Consider the following 24,768-nt stretch of genomic DNA (forward strand, 5'->3'; position numbering starts at 1 on the left):
AGGTGAATTCTATGGGCATTGGCAAGTTAGAGTCCTTTTTGGAAAATCATATCGAAGGCTTCTTCAACAAAAAGTTCAGCAGCGATTTGGAACCGGTGGAACTAAGTAAGGCGCTGGAGAAGGAAATCGCTCGTCAGGGCAAGGGCAAGCCACGGCGCAAGGTGCCCAATCAGTATGTATTCTTCCTGGCTAAGGAGGATTATCAGCGGCTCTGCGCCAGACGGATTATGGATGAGCTTTATGCCGTGGCAGAAAAACAGGTCATTTTGCAGGACTATATCATGCCGGGGAATTTGACGGTGCTCTGTCAGGCCGATGGCGAAAAGCAGCGCGGAACCTTCGAGTTAAAGGCGCGTTTCACCGAGGAAGAAAAACCGGCTGAAACTTGTGAAGAACCCCATACCTTGGTGCTTGCCAAGCCCAAACTGGGCAGCCAGCAGCCGCTCAACCTGCCGCAGGAAGTGAAGATTACTTCGCTGAAGGTGGTGGAAGGCCCGGATATGGATGCGTATCTGGAATTTGGCGAAGGGCAGATATATATCGGCCGCCGGGAGAAAAACGATTTTATTCTCACCGACACCAAGGCATCCCGGCTCCATGCCTGGATTGCCTATGAAAATCACCGGCACGTGCTCTATGATGCGCAAAGTACCAACGGCACCTATGTGAACGGTGAGCCGGTGGAATCCCTATGTCTGTGTTCCGGGGATGAAATCCAAATCGGAACAACGGTATTACTATACGAGGTGATTTGATGCAAGGTGCGGCAATGGCCATTAAGGTGGCCAGGGTAGCGCTGGAATATGGCATGCTCCTGTGGCTGATTTATTTTACCGTCAGCCTGTCCCGCAAGATGTTCGGCGAGGTCAAGAAGGAAATGAAGCGCCAGCACAAGCCCGCAGTAAGGCAGAATGAGGCGTTGCTCACGGTGGTGGAAGCCAGCGAGGAGGAACTGCAGGGACGGCGGTTTGCATTCCAGGAGGAAATAACCATTGGCCGGGGTGCGGAAAATGATATACGCATTCCCGAAAATTTTGTTTCCCACCGCCATGCCACGATTTTTCTCCATGGTGCCCAATATGTCATTGAGGATTTGGGCAGCGTGAACCATACTTATGTAAATGGTCAGCCATTGGAGGGCCGGGCGTATCTGAAACCCGGTGATGAAATCCGTATTGGCATGGTTACCCTAAGGTTCGAGAGGTGAACGAATTGCAGCAAGTATATGAAGCCACCGATGTGGGCTTAGTGCGCAAAGGCAATGAGGACAATCTGGCGGTTTTGGAAAATGTCCATGTCTATGCCGTAGCTGACGGCATGGGCGGTGAAGCAGCAGGCGATGTGGCCAGCCAGATGCTGGTGGACACAGTCCGAGAAATGTTATCTGGCCGGGAAAGCGTCGGGGAAGACGATTTGTGTCAGGCCGTGATACAGGCCAATCGTGCCATCCGCCAATATGTGGTGGAACATCCCGGCTGTGAAGGTATGGGCACCACAGCGACCCTGCTCCATATTGATGACCAGTCCGACAGTGGCAGCTGGGCCCATGTAGGGGACAGCCGCCTCTATGTGCTCAGACAGGGCAGTATGGTGTTGGAGCAGATTACCCGGGACCATTCCTATGTGGAAGATTTGGTGCGGGAAGGCACCATCACGCCTGAGGAGGCCAAGACGCATCCGCAGCGCAATATGCTGACCAGAGCCGTTGGCGCTTTGGAGAATCTGCCCGTGGACAGCGGCCAGCTCGCGGTACGCGGTGGCGATATCTTCCTGCTGGCTACGGACGGCCTCATGAAGCATGTGCCAGACGAAGAAATCGTCCGGCTGCTTAGAGCAGGCACAGAGAATCCTGCCAGAGCTTTGGTAGATGCCGCGCTTTCCGGCGGAGGCACCGATAATGTTACTGCTGTGGTGGTGAGCCTCCTATGAGAAACTGGGGACTTCTAACGGCACCTTTGGGGATTTTCCTCTGCGGTATGACGGTGTTATACTTAAAGATGCAGGGCGCCATGCAAAAGGTGACGACTAACACCTTGCAGGACCCTTTGACGTATGTTCCGTATTTACTTGTGGCCATCTTTTTGACCATCGTCATTCAGATGGTGGTTATCCGCCGCAAGCTCGATACCTTTATTCTGCCGATTATTCTGATGCTCGTGAGCATTGGCCTCGTGGAAATTGCCCGGTTGAAACCGGCACTCCTTTTACGGCAGATGCAGTGGCTCTGCATTGCCATGCTGGTGATGTTCTTCGTCATCCGGCTCTGGCCGAAAATCCGGCGCATGCTTAACTATCCCTACCTTTTGGGCATTGGCTGTGTGTTCCTGCTGGGGCTGCCACTGCTGTTCGGCACGGAAATCGGCGGCAGCAAGAACTGGCTGGTACTCGGGCCGGTATCCTTGCAGCCTTCGGAATTTGGCAAGATTATCCTCCTGTTCTTTTTGGCCTCGTACCTGTCTGACCATCGCAGGGTTCTGACCCTGCCTGCCCACAAAATCCTGTTCCTGCGGCTGCCGCCCCTGCGGTTTATCGCACCCCTCATTTGCATCTGGGGCATGGCGGTATTGATGTTCGTCGTGGAAAAGGATTTGGGCTCGGCCCTGCTGTTCTTCGGCATGGCAGTGCTTATGACCTATATGGCTACAGGCAGCAAGTCCTATGTGTTTTTAGCGCTGGCCTTTATGGGCATAGCGGCAGCAGCCAGCTATGCAATGTTTGGTCATGTGCGGGTGCGCTTTGATATCTGGCTTGACCCGTGGGCTGACCCCAATGGCATGGCCTATCAGGTAGTGCAGTCGCTCTTTGCCATCGGCACAGGCGGCCTTTGGGGGACGGGCTTTGGCTTCGGTCATCCCGGCTTTATCCCCGAAGTACACACGGACTTTATCTTCTCGGCCATTGTGGAGGAGATGGGCCTTACGGCAGGCCTTATGCTCATCATCTGTTACGCCCTGCTCTTTTGGCGGGGCATCAAAGGTGCTTTGAAGTTAAAGAACACCACGGAGGCGCTTTTGATGGCAGGCTGTGGTGTGCTGATTCTGCTGCAGATGTTTATCATTATTGCCGGTGTGACGAAATTCCTGCCGCTGACAGGCATTACCCTGCCCTTTGTCAGTTATGGCGGCAGTTCCATGGTGTCCAGCTTTATCCTGCTGGCGCTATTGTTATCATTAACCAAGGAGCAGAAAAATGTCTGACTGGAAATTAAAACGGCAAATATTGCAGGTCGGTGCCTTTCTGCTCGTGATGGTGGCGGTGCTTTCCCTCTATATCGGCTATCTAGCTGTTTGGGAAGGGCAGGAGCTGGCGGAAAATCCGCTGAATATGCGGGCGGCAGCGGCCAAGGCCGATATCCGCCGAGGGACCATCTTCGATGCCCATGGGCGGGTTATGGCCCAGACACAGAATGATGGCACCCGCAGCTATCCGCAGGGAGAAGTGATGGCTCATATTACCGGCTATAACGGCGAGAATATCGGCAGCGCCGGGTTGGAAGGCCATGCGAATCGGGAGCTTTTAGGGCTCACCGCCGATATGAGCAAGTTGGGGCCATTGTCCCAGCTCTTGCAGACGGACCGGGGCAATGACCTCAAGACCACCATTGAAGCTGATGCCCAGCAGGCCGCTTATGACGGCTTGGACGGGCGCAAGGGTGCCGTCGTGGTGCTTGATGTGGATACTGGGGCGGTGCTGGCGATGGTCAGCTCGCCGGCCTATGACCCCAACAATGTGGAGGCCAACTGGAAGGCCATGTCCCAGGAAGCGGGCGGGCCGTTATTGAACCGCACGGTACAGGGACTCTACCCGCCGGGCTCTACCATTAAGCCCATGATTGCGGACGCCGCGCTGACGGAAGATGTGACCAACGAGCAGGAAACGTTTGACTGCCCCGGCGTTCTGGATGTAGGCGGCGGTCACAGCATTCAGGAAAGTCATGGGGAAATTCACAATCGGGTGAATTTGCGCAAGGCCCTGACGGAATCCTGTAATGTGACCTTTGGCACCTTGGGCATGCGCCTGGGGGATGCCAAACTCAAAAAGGCCTTTGAGCGCTTTGGCTTTGACAAGTCAATTGGCGGGGAAATCGTCATGACGGCCTCCCATTTGCCGGAGTTTGGCAAGCTGGGGACCGGCGACCAGGCCCAGACGGCTATCGGTCAGAGTACCCTGCTCGTGACGCCCATGCATATGGCCATGATGGCTGCGGCTTATGCTCATGGCGGCACGGTGATGAAGCCATACCTCGTGCAGGAGGTCATCACGCCCGGAGGTCTGGTGGTACATCGGGCCAGCCCCGAAAAATGGCTGACGGTAACGACTGAAGCCATGGCCGCTAAAATCCACAGCTATATGGAAGATGTAGTGACCAAGGGCACGGGCAAGGCCGCCCAGGTCAGCGGCGTGGAAGTGGCTGGCAAGACCGGCACGGCCGAGAATCCTCACGGTGAGGACCATGCCTGGTTTATCGGCTCGGCAAAATTGCGCAACCGCAACATCGCCTTTGCCATCATTGTGGAAAACGGCGGCGGTGGCGGCAAAGTAGCGGCACCTATTGCCCGGAAAATAATCCTGAGTTTACAAAATTAATCATAGAAAGCCTTGGGGAAGGAGAAATTCAATGAACCAGCGTGTCTTGGATAATCGATATGAATTGCAGGAGCTCATTGGCGGCGGCGGCATGGCTGATGTGTATAAGGCCAGAGATATACTGCTTGACCGCACAGTAGCGGTCAAAATCCTCCATGAACAGTTTAAGCGGGATACGGAATTCATTCAGAAATTCCATCGGGAAGCCCAAGCGGCAGCCAAACTCTCGCATCCGAATATTGTCAATATCTATGATGTCGGCGTAAATGGCGATGACCATTATATCGTCATGGAATACGTGCCCGGGAGCACCTTGAAGGACCGCATCAAACAGGAAGGCCATCTTAGCGTGGCCGACGCCCTCCATGTGGCCCGGGATATTGCCAGCGCGCTGGCTCATGCCCATGCCAATAATCTCGTGCACTGCGACATCAAGCCGCATAACATTCTGATGATGGCTGACGGCAGTGCCAAGGTGGCAGACTTCGGCATCGCCCGGGCGGTGACGGAATCCACCATGACTTATACGGGCAATGTGGTAGGCTCTGTTCATTACTTCTCCCCGGAACAGGCCAAGGGAACCATGATTACGCCCCGCTCGGATGTCTATGCGCTCGGCGTGGTCCTGTATGAAATGTTGACGGGTCAGCTGCCCTTCACGGGCGAAACGCCGGTCAGCATTGCCATGAAGCATTTGCAGGAGCAGCCGCGCTCGGTGCGTCAGCTCGATGAATCCATCCCGCCGGTGGTAGAAGCCATTGTGGCCCGTGCCATGCAGAAGGATGCCAACATGCGTCCGAGCAGCAGCGAACTGGTGCAGGATATCACGCAGGCACAGCAGATGCTGGGCGGTTACAGTGCTGGTGTTACGGACCCCTATGCTACGCAGGTATTGCCTCGCGTACAGGAATCGCCGCTGGCCGTCCGCAGTGAGCGTTATGCGCAGCCGGCTTATGACGAGGATGAAGAGGAAGATAAATCCATCTTCAAGTCCAAGAAATTTGTCGCCGGTCTGGTCATGGTGCTGATGATGGGCTTCTTTGTGGGGGCCTTCCTGAGCTTCGGCAAGTTCTGGAGCACGGCCGAAGTGGAAGTGCCAGATGTTACCGGCAAGCAGATGACACTGGCCAAGCAGATTTTGGAGGACAAGCGCCTGCGGGTCAAGGTGGATGAAGAATTCAGCGCCGAAGTTCCCGCGGGGATGGTCATTTCCCAGAATCCTGAAGGCGGGGCCAAGGTTAAGGAAGAACGCCTGATTACCATCAAGGTCAGCAAGGGCGGCGAAAATATCGAAATGCCCGATATCCGTGGCCTTAAGAAAGCAGATGCCATTGCCAAACTCGAAAAGATGGGGCTGAAAATTGGCCTGATAACGGAAAAGGCTTCCGATACGGAAGAAGCCGGTGTAGTTATCAGCACGGACCCGCGGGTAGGTACCCGGGTGACCCGTGGCGAAACCATTGATTTGGTTATCAGCAAGGGCAAGAAGGAACAGAAATCCTCTGTACCGGATGTGACGGGCCTGCCACTTGAATCGGCCCGCAAGGCACTGACCAGCGCCGGATTCAAGGTCGGCAGTGTGGAACGCAAGGCCAGCAAGCAGGCGGAAGGCACGGTCATCAGCCAGAGTCCTGGCGGTGGCGCCGAAGCCCTCACGGGTGAATCCATCCATCTTGTGGTAGCCGAAGCAGGCAAGACCACGGAGGAGAAAACGGACAAGTCAACCAAGAAGGACAGCGGCAAACAGGAAACTGTGGCACCAAAGCCAAATGAAAGCAGCAAGAGCCGCTGAGATGGTGTTTATTGATTAGGGAGGAGCATTTATGCAATTAGAGGAAGGCCGAGTAATCAAGGCCTATAACAGCTTCTTCTATGTCCAGACCAATACAGACAGCGAACTGGTGGCCTGCAAGCTGCGGGGCAAGTTCAAGAAAATGCGCAGGAGTCAGGGCGTAGTGCCCGGCGACAAGGTGCTTATCGGCAGGCTGCCGGACGGCACGGGCGTGGTGGAAGAACAGCTGCCCCGCGAAAGCATGCTGCGCCGTCCTGCTGTCGCTAACGTAACGCAGGTCATTCTGACCTTTGCCGCGGCACAGCCGGATTTACATCCGCTGCTCTTGAATCGTTTCTTGGTGCTGGCGGAATGGTCAGGCCTTAAGAACATCCTTATCTGTGTCAATAAAGCGGATCTGCATGATGGTGATATCGCCGATTTTCTGAACCTCTACGAGCAGGCCGGTTACCGCGTCTTGCGGGTGTCCGCCAAGGAAAAGCAGGGCATTGCAGAACTCAAGGAGGCGCTGGCAGGTGAAACCACCGTTTTTGCCGGTCCCTCTGGTGTCGGCAAATCCTCCCTGCTCAATGCCATAGATGACAGCCTTTCCTTAGCGACGGGGCGGGTCAGCGACAAGATTAAGCGGGGCAAACATACAACCCGCGTGGCGGAACTTTTGCCTTATGAGCAAGGCTTTATCGTGGATACGCCGGGATTTAGTGCCATGGAACTGGGGGAGATTCCCTTGGAAGAATTGGCAAACTTTTTCCCCGAGTTCCGCCCGTATCTGGGCAAGTGCCGCTTTGCTCCCTGCAGCCACACCCATGAACCGGACTGCGGCATCAAGGCTGCACTGGCAAATGGGGAAATCTCTCAGGAACGGTATGAGGCCTATGAGGCCATTTATAAAGAAATTCAGGAAGCGCAACAGTTGAAACGAAAGAAGGAATATAAATGATTAAAATTGCACCCTCCATTTTGTCGGCGGATTTTGCTCATCTGGCAGATGATGTCAAGAAAGTAACCGATGCCGGTGCGGAATACATTCATATTGATGTAATGGATGGCACTTTCGTGCCCAATATCACACTGGGGTCTCTGGTGGTAAAAAGCCTGCGTCCAACCAGTAAGGCAGTATTTGATGTACATCTCATGGTGGAACATCCGGAAACGCATATTGAAACTTTCGCCGAAGCTGGCGCTGATATCATCACCTTCCATTGGGAGGCTGCCCGCCATCACCACCGCATCATTCAGCAGATTAAGGCTGCCGGCTGCAAGGCTGGTATCGCGCTGAATCCCGGCACGCCGCTCTCGATGATTGAAGAAATCCTGCCGGATGTGGATATGGTGCTGATTATGACGGTGAACCCGGGCTTTGGCGGTCAGAAGTTTATCGCATCCCAGCTCGAAAAGATTCACATGCTCTACCATACGATTAAGGATATGGGCTTTACCTGCGACATCGAAGTGGATGGCGGCATCAATGCCGAAACCAGCAAGCTCGTGCAGGAAGCCGGGGCCAATGTGCTGGTAGCCGGTTCTGCCATTTATGGAGCCGAAGATGTGGCCGCAGCCATCAAGGCCATTCGTGGTTAATGGAGGAGATGTAACAATGGCAAAAGAAAAAGCAGTCGTGCTGCTTTCCGGCGGCCTGGACAGCTGTACCTGTATGGCTGTGGCCAAGGAAGCAGGCTATGAAGTATATCCCATCAGCTTCAACTATCATCAGCGCCATAGCATCGAGCTCGAAGGCGCTAAGAAAATCGCGGAATTCTACAATGTGCCCAAACATCTGATTATCGAAACCAATATGGAGGCCATTGGCGGTTCCGCACTGACCGACAGTCATATCGACGTGCCGGAGGGGGATGTCAACCGGGAAGATGTGCCCATCACCTATGTGCCCGCCCGCAACCTGATTTTCCTGTCCTATGCCATGGGTTATGCCGAAGTCGTGGGGGCAACTCATGTCTATATCGGTGTGAACTCCGTGGATTACTCCGGCTATCCGGATTGCCGCCCGGAATTCATTCAGAAGTTCCAGGAATTGGCCAATTATGCCACTACGGCTACGGCGGTTAACGGCACGAAAATCACGATTGAAACGCCGCTGCAGGATTTGTCCAAGAAGGAAATCGTACAGCTGGGCTCGAAGCTCGGCGCTCCGTTACAGTTCACCCATAGCTGTTACAAGGGCGGCGAGAAGGCCTGCGGCGTCTGCGACAGTTGCAAGCTGCGCCTGCAGGGCTTTGCCGAAGCCGGCGTGGAAGACCCGGTAGAATACGAAACGAGGAACTAACATGCAGGACGTACAAAACCGCCAGGATAAACGCGGCATTGCCATCCAGAAGGTGGGCATTAAGGAAGCGCATCTGCCCTTCCTGATTAAGACCAAAGATGGCAGCTATCAGCAGGTGCTGGCCCGTGTGCGCTTTACCGTGGCTCTGCCGAGTCAGTACAAGGGCACGCATATGAGCCGCTTCTTGGAAATCCTGATGCCCTGGAGCAGAAAGCCGCTGGCTGAACCGGAAATGGAAGCCATGCTGGCAGAAGCTCTGGAAAAACTCGAAGCCCATGCAGCAGAGGTCGAGCTTTCCTTCAAGTATTTCGTGGACAAGGTGGCTCCGGTCAGCCGCCGTACTTCCGTACTGGATTTGGATTGCTGCTTCACGGGCCGCAAGGAAAAGGGAGCGCCCATGGAATTCCAGCTGGGCGTGGAGGTGCCCTTTACCTCCCTATGCCCCTGCAGCAAGGAGATTTCCAGCTACGGCGCGCACAATCAGCGCTCGGTGGCCCGCATTCAGCTGCGCTTCAAGGATGGCTATGACTGCATCTATATTGAAGATTTGGCCGAGCTCGTGGAAAAGCAGGGCTCTTCGCCCATTTATCCGCTGCTCAAGCGCGAGGATGAAAAATTCGTCACGGAAGCCGCTTATGAAAATCCCAAGTTTGTAGAGGATATTTTGCGGGATACGGTGCTGGCTCTGCGTGAGCTTGAAGGTCTGGGCTGGTTCTCCGTGGAATGCGAGAACTACGAGTCCATTCATAATCACAGTGCCTATGCGGCGCATGAGGAAGCACTGTAAGAAAATAACTATCCCAAGGGACGGTTTGCATGAGTAAAGTTTACAAACGGTTTATGGCTTTAATCCTGCTGGTGGTTGTTATCTCCGGCGTGGTTATCTATACAACCGTTGATATAAATACCCTGAAAAATCTAAATCGCTTTCAACCCTGGTCCATTGTGCTGGCCATTCTGGCTGTAGGTCTAGGCATGTTCTTTGACGGCAGCCGCCTGATGCATATGGTCAAGATTTCCAATGAGAAAATCAGCCTTTATCAGGCGGTGCAGGTGGTGTTCGGCAATTACTTTTTGGCACTCTTAACACCAGGCGCAACCGGCGGGGCTGTTGCTCAGCTGATGTTCCTGCGCCATGCGGGGGTGCCGACAGGCAAAGCTACGGTGCTCGTTATCGTCCGCACGCTGTTGTCCATCTTCTTTTTGGTGCTCTGCATGCCCTTTATCTTTATGCATGATGAAGGCATCTTGCCGGGCATATCCAATCAGACGCTGATGGCCATTACCCTTACGGCCTTTGTGGTCATTATTGCCATCGTGGTGGGGGCAAGGAAGGGGACGCTGGATTACTTCGTCATCCGCTTCACCCGCCATATGAAAAATGCCCGCCGCCGCAAGGTCTTTGCCTTTTACCGCGATACCAAATGCGCCATTGCCCTGCTCTTGCAGTCGCCATGGAAAATGCTGCTGGTCTTTGTGGAGTCCGGGCTGAACCTCTTGTGCATCTACGCCATTGTCCCCTGCCTGCTCTTGGGGCTGGGGGTAACGGATGCGGACTGGTACACGGTGATGGGCCGCATGATTTTCCTCAACATGCTGCTCTACTTCACGCCGACACCAGGTGGTTCCGGCATTGCCGAGGGCGGCTTCGTGCTGCTCTTCAGCGAAACAGTGCCAGCTGGAACCGTCGGCATTATCGCCGTCTGCTGGCGCCTGATTGCCGAATATATCCCGTTCCTGATTGGACTATACTACACGTTAACGGTATTTGGCCGCGACTTCCTTAGCCGTCAGCTGAATAAATAAAAGCCTTCCCCTTGAGGGGGCGCTATATAGGCGCGGGAGTCCGGTGGACTCCCCGGGAGGTGGCAGCCGAAAGGCTGACGGATGAGGTGGAGAGAGGTAGATTATGTCAAGAGAACTTAGAAGCGGCTACACCACCGGCGCCTGTGCCGCTGCTGGTGTAAAAGCCGCGCTGCTCTATGAACAAGGTGAGGATTGGGATAGCATAGAACTCCGTGCCTTGGATGGCACGGAGCTTCTTATACCCGTCAAAAATATCGTCAAAGATGAACGCGGAATTACCGCCGAAGTGGTGAAATTTTCTGGTGATGACCCGGATATCACCAACGGCGTATCGGTATTTACGACGATTCGCCATTTAGAAGCAGCGCCGCCGGAAGTGGTCTTCAAGGCAGGCGAGGGCATTGGCACTGTAACCAAGCCCGGCCTGTCAGTTCCTGTGGGTGAGCCATCCATCAATCCCGGCCCGCGGCAGTTAATCCGCAATGTGGTGGCCGAAGTGCTCGGGACGGATAAAATCCCTTTGGAAGTTACGATTTCCATTCCGGCAGGCGTGGAACTGGCGAAACAAACCCTCAATCCCATCTTAGGGGTCGAGGGCGGAATATCGGTTATCGGCACGACGGGCGTTTTGCGGCCCATGTCCGAGGAAGGATTCAAAAACTCCCTCGTGCCGCAGATTGATGTAGCCAAAGCGGCAGGCTTTGACGCACTGATTTTTGTGCCCGGCAAGATTGGCGAACGGCTGGCGGGCAAATGGCAGCTGCCTGCGCAGGCCATGGTGCAGACGAGCAACTTTATCGGCTTTATGCTCGAAGCGGCCCAGCAGCGGGACATCAAACGCGTGCTGCTATTCGGCCATATTGGCAAGCTGATTAAAGTGGCGGCAGGCTGCTTCTACACCCATAACCGCATTGCTGATGGCCGTCTGGAAACCATGGCGGCCTATGGGGCGGCAGAAGGGTTGAGCACTAGTGATGTGCAGGCCGTATTAAGTGCCAATACCACAGAAGACGCTTTGGCTGTACTCGAACGAGCAGGGCTAAAGAGCCGTGTATGTCAGCGCCTGGCCGAGCGGGCCAGCCTGCGAGCCGAGCGTTATCTGTTCCAAAAGATGCAGGTAGGCACCGTGATGGTCACCATGACAGGCGAACTTTTGGGCATGGACGAAACAGCGCAGGCAATTTGTAAAGAATTAGGCGGGGAGGTGCCGGTTGGAAATGCAGAATAAAATTATCGTCGTGGGCATCGGCCCCGGTAACCCGGACTATATCGTACCCAAGGGGCTAAACGCCATTAAACAGGCGAAGTTCCTCGTGGGCGGCAGACGGGCCCTGTCCCAGTTTGCCGTGGACGAGCAGGAAACCTGTCCGATAACCGCCGATATTCAAGGTGTAATGGATTTTATCCGTGGCAAGTTACAGCAGGCTGATGTGGTGGCCATGGTATCCGGTGACCCCGGCTATTATTCCCTGTTGGATGCCCTTCGGCGTGAATTCCCCGCAGAGCAGCTAACGGTAATCCCCGGCATCAGCGCTATGCAGTATGCCTTTGCCCGTCTGGCTTTGCCCTGGCATGATGCCACGCTGGCTAGTTTCCATGGCCGTACACCCTCAGCAGAGGAAATCGCCTACAAGCCGGGAAAAATTCTGGGCCTGCTTACGGACAGCCAAAACAATTCCCAGACCATCCCCAAGATTCTTATAAAAAACGGCTGGCCTCAAGAACAGCCAATCCACATTTGCAGCCGCTTGTCTTATGAAGATGAGAAAATCGTCACCACGACACTGCAGGAAGCAAAGGATTTGCCAGCCTATACCCACTGCATACTGCTCATAGAGAACTGAATAAACGAATAATAGCTAGAACAGATGAAAGACTGTGTACAAGTGCTGATTACCAGCACTTCGATACGCAGTCTTTTTTTGTACGCAAGTAATGATTAGTTATATAATAAATTATAAAAATAAGTGCAAAACTATAATGTTAGCAACTTGTTACATATGTGCATGTGTGATATTATAATAAAGTATGCGGATAGAAAGTGCGAAATACAATACAAAATACTGCAAATATGCACTAAGAAATATAAAGAGGGAAAGATGAAGCAGGGAATACATATAGGAACCAATCGACAGATAATCGTATGTCTCCATATTTTTGTGGATTATTTGGCCATCATTGCGGCCGAACACACAGCGTTATGGCTGCAGGCCATGTTTCGTGAGGATGCCAGCCGCGCAATGGTTATGCCGTGGGAATATCAGTATGTATATTATCCGCTGCTGTTATTGCTAGTCATGTTTCAAGCAGATGGCTACCGCTTCAACCGTCCTTCGCTGGATGTCACGAGGGATGTGTTCAAAGGTGCTTGCTACGGATTCCTCATGTATATGCTGGTAATTTTCTTAATGCGAAATCGCTTGCAAGTATCCAGATATTATGCAGGCTGTTTTTTGCTGTTCAGTATGGCATATATTGCCATCGGCAGATATCTGCTCGGGAAATTCGTCTTGCAGCTGGAATGCCTGCAGGAACGGATTTTGCTGGTGGGGGCAGGACGGACAGCAGAACGGCTATTGGAAGCTTTTGCAGACGATCCCTGTTATGGCTACAAAGTAGTGGGGATATTGGATGACCATCCCGTATCCAACAAACTTCCTCAGGAGTACCCCTTATTGGGCGGATTTAAGGATGCGGCGAGTGTAATCAAGGAGCAAGGTGTACGAACCATTGTGATTGCGGCACCGGGCCTATCCGAAGAGCATATGCGCAAGCTACTGGTCAGTGTGCAGCATTTAACCGATACCATTCTGTTTACCCCGAGTCTGGTGGGCACACCTCTAGGCAGTGTGGAAATCAGTACGTTGTTTGTCGAACAGCTGACCATTATCAAGAGCAAAAACAACCTGTCCCGTTGGAGCAACAGGACAACCAAGTTCGTCTTTGATATGGTGGTTACCTTCTTCGGCTGTATTCTGATATCTCCGTTTTTTATCCTGCTGGCCATATTGGTCGGGATAGACAATAAAGGTAGAATCTTCTTTGCTCATCGCCGTGTGGGACGGAATGGCAAAGAATTTGACTGTTATAAATTCCAGACTATGGTATCCAATGCCGACGAGGCCTTAAAAAAATACCTGGCTGAAAATCCAGCTGCCCAAAAGGAATGGGCAGAAAACTTCAAACTTACCCATGACCCGCGGGTAACCAAGTTGGGAGCATTCCTGCGGAAAACCAGTCTGGATGAACTGCCGCAGGTGTTCAATGTGCTAAAAGGAGAAATGAGCCTGGTAGGCCCGCGCCCAATAGTGCAGGGGGAAGTCTGCAAATACGGTGACAATATTCGGGAATACTACATGGTTCGTCCTGGGATAACCGGTATGTGGCAGACGAGCGGCCGCAGCGACACCACCTATGAAGAACGGGTGGAAATGGACACCTGGTATGTCCGCAATTGGAGTGTATGGCTGGATTTGAAATATCTGGTGAAGACGTTTATAGCCGTAATCCGCAAGGAAGGCGCCTACTGAGAGAAAGGAAACAGTTTGGATATCAAGATAGCAGTAGCAACTCATAAAAAGTACTGGATGCCGGAAGATGATGTATATCTGCCTCTGCATGTAGGCAAGGCGCTACATGAGCATTTGGAACTGGGGTATACAGGGGATAATACTGGCGATAACATTAGTGAGAAAAACGAAAGCTTCTGTGAGCTGACTGGCCTTTACTGGATGTGGAAAAATGTGCAGGCCGATTACAAAGGGCTGGTACATTATCGGCGGCATTTTACAAAAGGACGTTTATGGCAAGATAAGAAATTAGCAGTGTTTAGGAGGGAAGACTTTGTGCAAAACTTTCAGCAGGCAGATATTTTGCTGCCAAAGCTCCGAAAATATTACATAGAAACCAACGAAAGTCACTATGTCCATGCCCATTATCAAAAGGATTTGCAAATAACCAGACAGGTGATAGCAGAGCAGTGCTCGGAATACTTGCTGGCCTATGACCAGCAGATGAAAAGGACGAGCGCCCACATGTTCAATATGATGACCATGCGTGCAGATTTATTTGATGCATACTGCCAGTGGCTGTTTGATGTTTTGTTTGAAGTCGAGAAACGGACGGATATCAGAGGATATGATGCCGTACAACGCCGCTTGTATGGATATTTGAGTGAACTGTTGCTGGATGTATGGTTAGAGACCAATTCGCTTTCTTATAAAGAGAATAGCGTCACATTTATGGAACCGCAAAATTGGCTAAAAAAAGGCGGCAAATTTTTATTACGGAAGTTTAAAGGTAGGAGTTGTTAATTTGCTAGGAATGTTAAAAACCTTTTATAAGTACAAGTATTTACTGTATGTGCTAGTAATGCGTGATATAAAGAAAAAATACCGGCGTAGCGTGTTGGGAGTAGTTTGGAGTATGCTAAACCCATTGCTCATGATGATCATCACGGCTATGGTTTTCTCCACGTTGTTTAGGTTTAACGTGGAAAACTATGTGCTGTATCTTCTTATAGGCCAGGTGACCTTTACTTTTTTCAGCGAGTCAACAAATTTTGCCATGGGGTCCATTTTGGAGAACGGCTCCCTCATCAAGAAGGTTTATGTGCCTAAGTATCTATTTCCTTTTTCGAGAGTTGTATCCAGTTGTGTGAACCTTTTGTTCACCATTCCCGCCATCATAATCATGATGGTCTATACAGGGCAGATACCGGACTGGCATATCATCACCTTTCTGCTGCCGCTGTTGTTAATGTTGATTTTTTGCCTGGGAGTGGGGCTGATACTTTCAGCCGGGGTGGTTTACTTCCGTGACATGTTCCACCTTTACGGTGTTGTGCTGACGGGGCTGAATTATGCTACGCCTATTTTTTATCCTGAACAGATAGTACCCCAAGAATATCGGTTCCTTTTGGATTACAATCCTCTGTATTATTTTGTGCGTAGTTTTCGTGAAGTTCTGTATAGTGGTGGAATGCCCTCCTGGGATAACACTCTGCTATGCCTGGTCATGGCTATTACTACCTTGGTTGCAGGTGTAGTAATTTTTCGTCGTGCTCAGAACCATTTTATTTTATACATCTGAGGAGGCAGGATATGGATATGGGAGAGCCCATTATCAGTGTGGAACATGTGTCCATGAGATTTAATCTTATGGAAGAAAAAGTAGATACCCTTAAGGAGTACGTAGTAAAGCTTCTGAAAGGGAAGCTTTTTTATAATGAATTCATTGCCCTGAATGATGTCTCATTTACAATCGACAAGGGCGATGTTTTTGGTCTGATAGGCTTCAATGGGGCAGGAAAATCCACCATGCTCAAAATCATAGCCGGTGTTCTGAAACCAACCCAGGGGAGAGTGACGGTCAGAGGAAACATCGCACCACTGATAGAGGTGGGGGCGGGCTTTGACCCAGAACTCACGGCCAAGGAGAATATCTTCCTCAACGGCGCAATCTTGGGGTATAGTCATGCCTTTTTGGAAGAACATTTCGATGCCATATTGGATTTTGCTGAGCTAAGAGATTTTGTCAATGTACCTGTAAAAAACTTTTCCAGCGGGATGTATGCCAGACTGGGGTTTGCTATAGCTACGGAAATAAGACCGGAGATACTTATTGTTGATGAAGTGTTATCGGTGGGCGATTACAAGTTTCAAGAAAAATGCGAAGTACGTATTCGGAAGATGATAGATAGCGGAACTACGATTATTTTGGTATCTCATGATAATAACATGATAAAGAGACTTTGTAATAAAGTGTTGTGGCTTGATCATGGCAAGGCAATGGAAGTAGGAGATACAGAACGAATTTGTCAACTGTATGGAATATGATGCTGCTAGGAATGGAGAAAGAATGAATAAAGAGTATGTATTACAGAATATAATTCTGCCTGACGTAAAAAATAATAATGAAACGTTAATGTACTTGAGATGCGGAAGTGACGTTCAGCAGTTTGAAGACAAGCTTTTATTTGAAAAAAATGCCAAGTGCGATTTCGCTACATATTTCAATGCATTTTCTTTGAATAAATGGCTTGAATATACGAATCTGGATAATTTATATCTTTGCCTCAATATTAAAGGTAGTTTTAAAGTAGAAATTTATACTTCCTCATGGTTCAGGAAAAAGGTCGTAACAAATTGCATTTACTCTAAATTACATATAAACAAAAATCTGGAAGAAATTCGTATACCTATAAACATTACGACTGGTGATAATGTTTGTTTCTCACTTGTCGCAATAGAAGATAGCAGTATTTTCTCCGGTGGCCACTATGGAACCAATGTAATAAATGAAAGTGTTTTGCGTCCTGTGGAAATAGATTTGGTAATGTGTACTTTCAAAAGAGAATCCTTCATTAAGCGCAATATCAAGCTTCTAAAAGAAAGCTTCTTTGAAAACCATAAATATAATGCAGCGGGACATTATCATATCAAAGTGGTGGATAATGGACAAACCCTGTCATCAGGTGAAATTGAGACTAAAGATGGAAGTATAAAGCTCTATCCAAATCTTAATGTGGGCGGCTCTGGTGGATTTGCCAGAGGGATGATGGAATCGTTAAAGGAAAACAGAGCAACCCATGTATTATTTATGGATGATGATGTGTTGATACAGATGGAAGCACTGGAGCGAACTTATAATCTGCTTCGTATCATTAAGGACGATTACAAAGATGCATTCCTCGGTGGAGCGATGCTTCGCTTGGATATGAAATATATACAACACGAAAATCTGGCTGCTTTTAAAGGGGCTCGTTTAATAAGCTATAAAGGGAATTTAAATCTCAAGCATTACAAGAATGTAATCTTAAATGAGAAATATGAGCATACCAATGGAACTTATGGAGCATGGTGGTATTGTTGTATGCCTAAGCAAATGTTAGGCATGGATAAGCTGCCGTATCCATTTTTTGTGCGTATGGATGATATGGAGTACTCCATTCGTTCTCCCAAAAAGTGGATGAGTTTAAATGGTATTTCTGTTTGGCATGAGGCGTTTGATAGGAAATATTCCACACTGATGGAAAATTATTTCATGTTCAAAAACATGCTTGTCGTTAATGCAATGCATACGGATTTCTCATTAAAGCAGTGTATCATTTTTATGTTGCGGCGATTTGCAAAGGAAATTTTCAGATATGATTATGGTGGAGCAGAACTTTTACTTGATGGGATAGAGCGCTTCTTAGAGGGGCCAAAATTTTTTCAAAATGTTGATACCGTTGAAGATCTAAAACAGCACGGCAAAAAACAAGCAAAAGTTAAGCCTCTTGCAGAATTAGATTACGATGATAAGATGTTGGATGACTTTACTAATGATTTGCACAATGTTTCAGAAGGGCGACTGAAGAAGCTTTTTAGGTTTGCAACCATCAATGGACATTTGTTACCTAACTTTATCTTTAAAGACAAGGGATATGCAGAGTATGGCTACACGAGCAACAGTAAGCATTTCTTTTGTCGCAGGAATGTGCTGGGCTGTGATTTGAATTTTGATACTGGCGTCATATTAAAGATATCACGAATTAAATGCCTAAAACTTGTATTGAGATATGTTTGCATCAATATTAGAGTCATTTGTTCATATGCCAAACTTAGACATGAATACAAAGAATCATTTGCATATATGACATCAGAGAAGTTTTGGAATAAGTATCTGAAATTAGGATAATGCGATGGAAGAAAGTACTTTAGAAAACTGGGAAAAGATATTTGATATCTGCTTTTCTCAAGATGAGGAAAACAAAAAACTATATTACAAAAATGGTAATTGTGTTCAAAGTGAAGGCGTGTGGATAGAACTAGATGAACCGCTTGATCTTGGGACTTACTTTAATTGCTTTTCATTAGGCAAGTGGATGGATTATACCAACCTGGAAAGATTAGCCGTTCACATGGAAGTGTCTGGTAGAGCCAAAATAGAGATTTACTCAATTGAAAAGAAAAGTGAATTGTTGTTGAGTATTGAGGAAACCTCGGGATATTTCATGCATGAGCTGGATATTGATGTACTGAAACAAAAGAGAGTAGAAATCATAGGCATCAGGGTAAAAGCAGTCCAGCTTGAGACTTGTTTGCGAAACGGCGGCTATTATGGAATCTTTTCACATACTTATCCAGTTAGAATTGGAATAAATATTTGCACTTTTAAACGGGAAAAGTATGTTAAGCGTAACTTGGCAGTATTGAAGCAACTGATTGAAAAGAATAAAAACTTTAGTGTTACTATTGTTGATAATGGGCAATCATTGCAAGGAATATCCGGGGAAAATATTCAAGTCTTTCCTAATCGAAATTTTGGTGGTTCTGGTGGATTTACTCGCGGTATGATGGAGCAGGTCAATCAAGGTGTTAATACGCATATCTTGATGATGGATGATGACGTTGTGATTGAACCGACTGCATTGGAGCGCGTTTACAAGGTTTATCAGCATATCAAGGAAGAACGGCGTCAGCAGATGCTTGGTGGTGCTATGCTGAGCATTGATAATCCAACTTGCCAGTTCGAAAATACAGCCTACTGGAATGGTATAAGGATGATATCAAATGGCAGAGAATTTGATCTGACAGATAAACGTCGACTATATGATAATGAACATTTTCCCAAAAAGTCCAATACATATGCTGCCTGGTGGTTCTGTTGCATTCCTATGGAGGTAGTAAAGAAAAATGGCTACCCCCTGCCTCTTTTTATCAAAGGGGATGATATGGAGTATAGCATACGCAATCATCAGGAAATAATGCATATGAACGGTGTTGGCGTATGGCATGAGGTCGCAGCAAAAAAAATAAATCCGACTATTAACTGCTTTAACGACAGGAATATGATGATTTTGAATCATTATGCTGAAGAGTGTAATCGTTGGACGTTTATAGCCTCGGCCTTTGCACGGCTGTTTCGTCGTATTATTTGTCTGGATAGTGTCGGCGTGAAGAATTTTGAACTGGCATTACGTGACTATAGTGGCGGTTTCGAAGAAATTGCGAGAATAGGTGCTGATGTAAAACTTGCTAAAGTGAACAATTATCATTCTGATAAAAGTATGATTTGTTCATTAATGACCACAATTAAGATTATATTTCAACAGTTCTTTAAATATAATGCGCTACATCAAAAATACATTGGATTTCGTCAAGAAAAATTATCTAATCAAATATTTTGGCGAAATTACCTTGGGTTGAAATGAAAATTAATTAAATAGGATGTGGATTAAATGAAAGATATGCCGTTGTTATCAATAGTCATACCCGCTTATGGGACAGAGCATACATTGCCCAAGTGCTTGGATAGTGTTTTGGGATGTTCATATCAGAATCTGCAAGTGATAGTAGTGGATGATAAATCTCCGGATAACGTTGCAGCTGTTACTAAAAGATATATTGGCAACGATGGAAGAGTTCAGTTGGTGCAGCATGATGAAAATAAGGGCCTTTATCATGCTCGATTGACAGGAGCAAAATATGCAAAAGGGAAATATATTGCTTTCTTGGACAGTGATGATCATGTTTCAGTAGATTTTTACAGACGATTAATAGAACGGGCTGAAGAGACTGGCTCCGATATTACTTTTGGAGAAATTTACCTGGAATATGAAGGTGAAGAAAGTCCTTATGGCTATTATAATCTTTCACATACACGCACTATAGATATAGATATGAATGGGGAAGATGCGGCAAAATTATTTTTTGAACAAGCAGGCAGAGATTTCTCACTTCATGTAGTTTGGAATAAAGTCTATAGGCGTGATTTATGGGAAATTTGTGTCCCTTATTTTGAGATGCAAAAAAAACATCTTATCATGTGTGAAGATGTTGTATATTCATCTATTCTATGGCACTTTGCCAATCATGTATCAAATATTCACGGAGACTTCGTTTATTACTTGCAATCTAATCAAAGCTCCACAGCTTTGGATGGGAAGATTGATAAATACAGGAAAAATATTTCTGATGTAAAACATGTATTTGGACTTTTGACATCAGTATTCGATGATAAGTTACATGCTGATAATGAATTGAAAAGCATTAAATCTTGGGAGAATTTACTTCTTAGAATATGGAAGGAACAGGTGAGCAACTCTAATCTGGAAATAAAAGAAAAGAATGAGTTGCTGGCTTTTTTGCAGGATGGATATGATGTGCCGTTAGGGGATATATCAGCGTCAGATAAATATTTTTATTCTATTGAAACACGTCAAAAAGATATTCCTCAAGAAATTTTAAAGCAGCAGATAAGGTCAGAGACCATTGATGTTGTCAGTTTTGATGTTTTTGATACACTTGTGTATCGTCCTTTTTGGGAACCTAAAGATCTTTTTTACTTGCTTGGGATTTATGTGAACCAGTTATTGGAAATAGCTGATACCGCGGATTTTATGACAATACGTGTCGAGGCAGAAAGTGTAGCTAGAGACAAGAAATGGCTAAATAATCCAGCGGATGAAGAAATAACACTTGATGAAATATATGAGGTGGTACAGAACTATCTTGGAGTCTCCGATGAAATAATTAAGAAAATTAAGCAGTATGAGATAGATCTTGAAATCAAATATTGTCAACCTAGGAAATATGCAAAAGAAATTTTTGATTTTGCATTAGCGCTTGGCAAGAAGGTTATTATTGTCTCAGATATGTATTTGCCTCAAGAAGTGATAGAAAAAATCTTAACTAGCTGTGGGTATTCTGGCTATTCACATATATTTGTATCGAGTAGAGTGCATTTAACCAAGGCTAGAGGTACTTTGTATGCAAAAGTTTGCAAAACTATAAATGTAAAACCTGAGCGTATATTACATATGGGGGATAATTATGATTCTGACGTGGAGCAGGCACGTAAGGCTGGCCTGCACTCATACCATTTTCCTAAAGCTGTAGAGCGTTTCGCAGATGTATATCCTGGATGGTATGGTGGAGAGGGCTTCAAAAAAGTATATGAGGAACCTTTTTGTCTGCGGTGTGGAGGGCAGTATCATTGGTATTTTGGCTTGCGAACTATGCTGTCACAGGCTGCCAATGATATCTTTGATAATCCATACTTAGTAGTTCATCCAGATACAGATTTTAATGCTGACCCCAAATTCTTTGGGTATTATGCATTGGGAATGCATTTGTTTGCGTTAGGCAATTGGTTGCATCAGTCTGTACGAGATAATAAATATTCTCAGATTAATTTCATGGCTAGAGACGGTTATTTACCTATGAAGGCTTACGAAATTATTGAGTATGTGTATAAAAATAATCTTTCGCCAGGTTATTTACATCTTACGCGATCGACTATACTACCTTTGCAGTTACATAAGCGTCAAGATTTGTTTAGTCTTGAAAAAAATATCATTATTTACGCGCAAACTCCAGAAAAAATATTTAAATTATTAAAGCCAGTTATGAAACCTGATATATATGAGGCACGAAAGTCACTCATGAGTAAGATGAATATAGATGGGGAACAACGGTTTTCATCTGCACAGGACTTCTATAAATTCTTAGAAAAATTTGGTAACTATCTTTTTGATGAGAATATAGCTAGATCCTATCATGAAAAAGTTGGCAAGGCGTTAGAAAAGTATTTCGTTGGAAATGTAGCAACCTTTGATGTTGGCTACAGTTGTCGAATTGAATCTATTTTAAAGAACACTTTTGGTTTTAAAATTACGCCACATTACATTCACATTAACAATGATTTGCCTTTACTTCGTGCTGAAAAGAACAAAATGAAAGTCAATTGTTTTTACTCGTATTCACCAGGCGTTACTGGTATTTTGCGAGAATTATTTATCAGTAAAATGGAGCCATCCTGCAAATTTATTAATATAAATGATGATGGAAGTGTGGAACTGGAATTTAAAGACTATAATCCTAGTTATATTGAAAGATATGTGATGACATGTATTCAAAATTCCGCTTTGCGCTATGTGTATGATATGGTGAGGATTTTCAAAGAGGATATATATCATTTACATTGTCAGAGAGAAGATACGAGCTTGCCTTTGGAGTACCTTCAAGCGATGGCTAAACTTACAGACAGGCAAATGTTTGCCGGCATACCTTTTGAGGATGACATGGGGGTGGGAAGAGCGTTCAGTACATTGGATCACTGGAATAAACAAATAGAGAATGTAACACCTAAAACTTCTGGTTTTATGTATGACTTGACTTTGCCATGGTTAAAAAAAGATTGGCAGAGAAAGATATGTCTTTATTTTATAAATAGAGATTATCTGAAGACTGTGGTAAAGCAAGAGATGAGAGAGTATCCAAGGATATTATCTGTGATAAAAAGTTTATATAAATCAGTGAGATTGGTATATCGTAGAATCTGTAAATAATAAGATTTTTTTATTACATGCGGATATTATGAGGGGAAATTATGAAATATGATTCACAACTGTCTCTTTGGCACAAACATACAGATGAGTCAATAAGACAAGACATGGAAAACTGGGAACAGGTGATGAAAAGACACGAACTGTTGCCTGCATCTAGAGACGCTAAGATTTTGGATATAGGGTGTGCTGATGGTAGATTGTTATTAACCCTTAAAAATATGGGATATAATAATCTTTTTGGTATTGAAGTAGATGAGGATTTAGCCAATTATGCGAAACAGAGTTTTGCAAATATTTATCAGGGTGATGTAACACAATGTATAGATGAATTGCCGGACAATTTAGACGTCATTTATATGTTTGATGTATTAGAGCATATTCCTAAGGATAAACAGGTATCTTTTTTAAGAAAACTTAAATCCCATTTGTCTCCTGCTGGATTTTTGGTGGTCCAAGTTCCAAACGCAGCATCGCCGGTGGCAGAGGTGATGCTATATCAGGATTATACTCACTTCTGCTCTTTTACAGATGTTTCTCTGGGTTTTGTATTAACAAATGCCGGATTCGAGCAAATAAGCATAAGAGAGCAAGATCCTCCGTATAACAGACAGATTGCTTTGATGCGAAGCTTTTGGAATGCTCTTTATCAGGCTGAATTTAGTCGTGATGAAATCTTGTCACTTAATGTGCTGGCTGTGGCATATGCGACAAAAGATGAATCACGTGTTATGATGCCTAAGCATTTTCCAGTGAAAGAAGAAACTCTTTCTGCAGAGAAAATATGGGAGATGTTTTCCAAGGAACATTGTCTAGAGATAGAAATGCGTACTAAAGAGGTTGAGAAACTAAAGATAAAGGTGAATGAACTGAAGCAAGAAGTTATAACTCTGCGTGAGTTAATTGATCCAATTGCAAGTAAGTACGATAAAATCAAAAGAAAACTTGCATATAATTTCTTTGGAAAATTTGTCCTGTGGATAGTAAAAAAAATTATTTCCTAAAAACAAATTTATAGGATGTATTTGGTAACAAAAGGGATTTAACTCATGTCTGATAGTAGGGATAAGATGGGAAAGATAAGAAAAACTGTAATACCGGCAGGTAAGATACGGAATACGGTTTCTTCTAGCTACGAAAGTTACACCGAAGAAAATGCTTCCTATGTTAGATAAGCCAACGATTCATTATATTGTTGAAGAGGTTTTGGCCAGTGGTATAGAAGATATTTTGATTATAATTGGCCATGCCAAGAGGGCAATTGAAGATTACATTGATTCGGCACCTGCTTTGGAAATGGAGCTGAGAAGAAAGCAAGATAACGAACTGCTGGAAGTAATAAAGTGCATTTAAACTATGATTTATAAAGCGATGAAGTGAGGTGAGAGTGATAATGAAGGACGGTGATACAGAGAATACGGATCCCGATTCATTAGAATCAGCTTTGATTTTATACGATATCGTGGTTAAGGAATATGAGATAGAGAATGATAGGGCAAAAGTTATTGACAGCAAGTCAAATATGTTGCTGGTATTATGTGTTACACCTTTGTTGTTTTTTCTGTTTAATGTAAACGTAAAATGGATTCCGTTTAAAGTGGTTTTTTCGCCGTTAGATACAAACATATCTGTCTATGCTTATTTGTTATCTATTTCTGCAGTGTTATTTTATTCAACATTGGTTTTTATGTTGATTCGTTCAATATATAACATATTGAACGTGTTGGATTTAAAAAAATATAATCGTATTGACGGCATTTTATTTGAAAAAGACTTATTTGAATGCCCACGTGATAAAATCGGTTTTTCATTATACGCTTTAGCTAAGTATAATGATGCGATAGATGCAAATAGTCGACTCAACGATAAAAAGGCTAAGTCCTTTTCTGATGCATGTATCTGGTTGATGCGAGCTGTGATATGTATGGCTTTGTTTTTTATTACTGTGCGTTTAGGAGGGCTTTGAGC

At 46.3% G+C, this 24,768-nt stretch carries 22 protein-coding genes and 1 pseudogene; all 23 read left to right on the forward strand.

Features of this window, described 5'->3' with window-relative positions:
• Positions 1-11 precede the first annotated feature (11 nt).
• The 23 genes and pseudogenes from P157_RS0107755 (at position 12) to P157_RS0107865 (ending at position 24,766) form a co-directional block, all read left to right on the forward strand.
• A complete protein-coding gene (locus tag P157_RS0107755) occupies positions 12-755 on the forward strand; it encodes an FhaA domain-containing protein (protein WP_026760493.1) in 744 nt (247 codons plus the stop codon).
• Complete coding sequence (locus P157_RS0107760; RefSeq protein WP_026760494.1) at positions 755-1,207, forward strand: FHA domain-containing protein; 453 nt, start codon at positions 755-757, stop codon at positions 1,205-1,207. Before P157_RS0107755 ends, P157_RS0107760 begins: the two co-directional genes overlap by 1 nt.
• Positions 1,204-1,929: a Stp1/IreP family PP2C-type Ser/Thr phosphatase gene (locus tag P157_RS0107765; protein WP_230578458.1), complete on the forward strand. Its 726-nt coding sequence runs from the start codon at positions 1,204-1,206 to the stop codon at positions 1,927-1,929. Before P157_RS0107760 ends, P157_RS0107765 begins: the two co-directional genes overlap by 4 nt.
• Positions 1,926-3,197, forward strand: coding sequence for an FtsW/RodA/SpoVE family cell cycle protein (locus P157_RS0107770; RefSeq protein WP_026760496.1), 1,272 nt, complete (start codon positions 1,926-1,928; stop codon positions 3,195-3,197). Before P157_RS0107765 ends, P157_RS0107770 begins: the two co-directional genes overlap by 4 nt.
• Complete coding sequence (locus P157_RS0107775) at positions 3,190-4,587, forward strand: peptidoglycan D,D-transpeptidase FtsI family protein (RefSeq protein ID WP_026760497.1); 1,398 nt, start codon at positions 3,190-3,192, stop codon at positions 4,585-4,587. Before P157_RS0107770 ends, P157_RS0107775 begins: the two co-directional genes overlap by 8 nt.
• 31 nt (positions 4,588-4,618) lie before the next feature.
• On the forward strand, positions 4,619-6,379 hold the full coding sequence (pknB, locus tag P157_RS14140; RefSeq protein ID WP_037368227.1) for a Stk1 family PASTA domain-containing Ser/Thr kinase: 1,761 nt from the start codon (positions 4,619-4,621) through the stop codon (positions 6,377-6,379).
• 31 nt (positions 6,380-6,410) lie between these two features.
• Entirely contained in the window at positions 6,411-7,319 is a 909-nt protein-coding gene (gene rsgA, locus P157_RS0107785; protein WP_026760498.1) for a ribosome small subunit-dependent GTPase A, read from the forward strand.
• Positions 7,316-7,960, forward strand: a complete 645-nt coding sequence (rpe, locus tag P157_RS0107790) for a ribulose-phosphate 3-epimerase (protein ID WP_026760499.1) — start codon at positions 7,316-7,318, stop codon at positions 7,958-7,960. Before rsgA ends, rpe begins: the two co-directional genes overlap by 4 nt.
• Before the next feature lie 16 nt (positions 7,961-7,976).
• A complete protein-coding gene (gene queC / locus P157_RS0107795) occupies positions 7,977-8,663 on the forward strand; it encodes a 7-cyano-7-deazaguanine synthase QueC (RefSeq protein ID WP_026760500.1) in 687 nt (228 codons plus the stop codon).
• A 1-nt stretch (position 8,664) separates the two neighbouring features.
• Positions 8,665-9,450 (forward strand): GTP cyclohydrolase FolE2, encoded by a 786-nt coding sequence (gene folE2, locus P157_RS0107800; RefSeq protein ID WP_026760501.1) that lies wholly within the window; start codon positions 8,665-8,667, stop codon positions 9,448-9,450.
• 29 nt (positions 9,451-9,479) lie between these two features.
• On the forward strand, positions 9,480-10,469 hold the full coding sequence (locus tag P157_RS0107805; RefSeq protein ID WP_026760502.1) for a lysylphosphatidylglycerol synthase transmembrane domain-containing protein: 990 nt from the start codon (positions 9,480-9,482) through the stop codon (positions 10,467-10,469).
• Positions 10,470-10,572: 103 nt separating this feature from the next.
• Positions 10,573-11,697, forward strand: coding sequence for a cobalt-precorrin-5B (C(1))-methyltransferase CbiD (cbiD, locus tag P157_RS0107810; protein WP_026760503.1), 1,125 nt, complete (start codon positions 10,573-10,575; stop codon positions 11,695-11,697).
• The gene (gene cbiE, locus P157_RS0107815) at positions 11,687-12,313 is read left to right on the forward strand and encodes a precorrin-6y C5,15-methyltransferase (decarboxylating) subunit CbiE (RefSeq protein ID WP_026760504.1); all 627 of its coding nucleotides are present in this window, start codon (positions 11,687-11,689) and stop codon (positions 12,311-12,313) included. Before cbiD ends, cbiE begins: the two co-directional genes overlap by 11 nt.
• 255 nt (positions 12,314-12,568) lie before the next feature.
• Positions 12,569-13,999 carry an undecaprenyl-phosphate galactose phosphotransferase WbaP gene (gene wbaP, locus P157_RS0107820; protein ID WP_051598547.1) on the forward strand — a complete coding sequence of 477 codons (1,431 nt, stop codon included), beginning with the start codon at positions 12,569-12,571 and terminating at the stop codon, positions 13,997-13,999.
• Between the two features lie 15 nt (positions 14,000-14,014).
• Complete coding sequence (locus tag P157_RS0107825; protein WP_026760506.1) at positions 14,015-14,782, forward strand: DUF4422 domain-containing protein; 768 nt, start codon at positions 14,015-14,017, stop codon at positions 14,780-14,782.
• A gap of 10 nt (positions 14,783-14,792) precedes the next feature.
• Positions 14,793-15,560 (forward strand): ABC transporter permease, encoded by a 768-nt coding sequence (locus P157_RS0107830; RefSeq protein ID WP_037368662.1) that lies wholly within the window; start codon positions 14,793-14,795, stop codon positions 15,558-15,560.
• An 11-nt stretch (positions 15,561-15,571) separates the two neighbouring features.
• On the forward strand, positions 15,572-16,306 hold the full coding sequence (locus P157_RS0107835; RefSeq protein WP_026760508.1) for an ABC transporter ATP-binding protein: 735 nt from the start codon (positions 15,572-15,574) through the stop codon (positions 16,304-16,306).
• A gap of 22 nt (positions 16,307-16,328) precedes the next feature.
• Positions 16,329-18,149: a glycosyltransferase gene (locus tag P157_RS0107840; protein ID WP_196243109.1), complete on the forward strand. Its 1,821-nt coding sequence runs from the start codon at positions 16,329-16,331 to the stop codon at positions 18,147-18,149.
• A 4-nt stretch (positions 18,150-18,153) separates the two neighbouring features.
• Complete coding sequence (locus tag P157_RS0107845) at positions 18,154-19,665, forward strand: glycosyltransferase (protein ID WP_026760510.1); 1,512 nt, start codon at positions 18,154-18,156, stop codon at positions 19,663-19,665.
• 27 nt (positions 19,666-19,692) lie between these two features.
• Complete coding sequence (locus P157_RS0107850) at positions 19,693-22,803, forward strand: HAD-IA family hydrolase (RefSeq protein WP_026760511.1); 3,111 nt, start codon at positions 19,693-19,695, stop codon at positions 22,801-22,803.
• Between the two features lie 41 nt (positions 22,804-22,844).
• Positions 22,845-23,804, forward strand: a complete 960-nt coding sequence (locus tag P157_RS0107855) for a class I SAM-dependent methyltransferase (RefSeq protein ID WP_026760512.1) — start codon at positions 22,845-22,847, stop codon at positions 23,802-23,804.
• Positions 23,805-23,870: 66 nt separating this feature from the next.
• Positions 23,871-24,144: pseudogene (locus tag P157_RS0107860) on the forward strand (sugar phosphate nucleotidyltransferase); the annotation flags it as partial.
• Between the two features lie 49 nt (positions 24,145-24,193).
• Positions 24,194-24,766, forward strand: a complete 573-nt coding sequence (locus tag P157_RS0107865; protein WP_026760514.1) for a hypothetical protein — start codon at positions 24,194-24,196, stop codon at positions 24,764-24,766.
• The last annotated feature ends 2 nt before the right edge of the window (positions 24,767-24,768 follow it).

Origin of the sequence: Selenomonas ruminantium AC2024, from assembly GCF_000687995.1 — a bacterium.
GTDB classification, from domain to species: Bacteria; Bacillota; Negativicutes; order Selenomonadales; family Selenomonadaceae; genus Selenomonas_A; species Selenomonas_A ruminantium_B.

Excerpts from the sequence above, each read along its gene's own strand:
- P157_RS0107755 (WP_026760493.1), top strand. The coding sequence starts at position 12 with ATGGGCATTGGCAAGTTAGAGTCCTTTTTGGAAAATCATATCGAAGGC.
- P157_RS0107760 (WP_026760494.1), top strand. The coding sequence starts at position 755 with ATGCAAGGTGCGGCAATGGCCATTAAGGTGGCCAGGGTAGCGCTGGAA.
- P157_RS0107770 (WP_026760496.1), top strand. The coding sequence starts at position 1,926 with ATGAGAAACTGGGGACTTCTAACGGCACCTTTGGGGATTTTCCTCTGC.
- P157_RS0107775 (WP_026760497.1), top strand. The coding sequence starts at position 3,190 with ATGTCTGACTGGAAATTAAAACGGCAAATATTGCAGGTCGGTGCCTTT.
- pknB (WP_037368227.1), top strand. The coding sequence starts at position 4,619 with ATGAACCAGCGTGTCTTGGATAATCGATATGAATTGCAGGAGCTCATT.
- rsgA (WP_026760498.1), top strand. The coding sequence starts at position 6,411 with ATGCAATTAGAGGAAGGCCGAGTAATCAAGGCCTATAACAGCTTCTTC.
- rpe (WP_026760499.1), top strand. The coding sequence starts at position 7,316 with ATGATTAAAATTGCACCCTCCATTTTGTCGGCGGATTTTGCTCATCTG.
- queC (WP_026760500.1), top strand. The coding sequence starts at position 7,977 with ATGGCAAAAGAAAAAGCAGTCGTGCTGCTTTCCGGCGGCCTGGACAGC.
- folE2 (WP_026760501.1), top strand. The coding sequence starts at position 8,665 with ATGCAGGACGTACAAAACCGCCAGGATAAACGCGGCATTGCCATCCAG.
- P157_RS0107805 (WP_026760502.1), top strand. The coding sequence starts at position 9,480 with ATGAGTAAAGTTTACAAACGGTTTATGGCTTTAATCCTGCTGGTGGTT.
- cbiD (WP_026760503.1), top strand. The coding sequence starts at position 10,573 with ATGTCAAGAGAACTTAGAAGCGGCTACACCACCGGCGCCTGTGCCGCT.
- cbiE (WP_026760504.1), top strand. The coding sequence starts at position 11,687 with ATGCAGAATAAAATTATCGTCGTGGGCATCGGCCCCGGTAACCCGGAC.
- wbaP (WP_051598547.1), top strand. The coding sequence starts at position 12,569 with ATGAAGCAGGGAATACATATAGGAACCAATCGACAGATAATCGTATGT.
- P157_RS0107830 (WP_037368662.1), top strand. The coding sequence starts at position 14,793 with ATGTTAAAAACCTTTTATAAGTACAAGTATTTACTGTATGTGCTAGTA.
- P157_RS0107835 (WP_026760508.1), top strand. The coding sequence starts at position 15,572 with ATGGATATGGGAGAGCCCATTATCAGTGTGGAACATGTGTCCATGAGA.
- P157_RS0107840 (WP_196243109.1), top strand. The coding sequence starts at position 16,329 with ATGAATAAAGAGTATGTATTACAGAATATAATTCTGCCTGACGTAAAA.
- P157_RS0107845 (WP_026760510.1), top strand. The coding sequence starts at position 18,154 with ATGGAAGAAAGTACTTTAGAAAACTGGGAAAAGATATTTGATATCTGC.
- P157_RS0107850 (WP_026760511.1), top strand. The coding sequence starts at position 19,693 with ATGAAAGATATGCCGTTGTTATCAATAGTCATACCCGCTTATGGGACA.
- P157_RS0107855 (WP_026760512.1), top strand. The coding sequence starts at position 22,845 with ATGAAATATGATTCACAACTGTCTCTTTGGCACAAACATACAGATGAG.
- P157_RS0107865 (WP_026760514.1), top strand. The coding sequence starts at position 24,194 with ATGAAGGACGGTGATACAGAGAATACGGATCCCGATTCATTAGAATCA.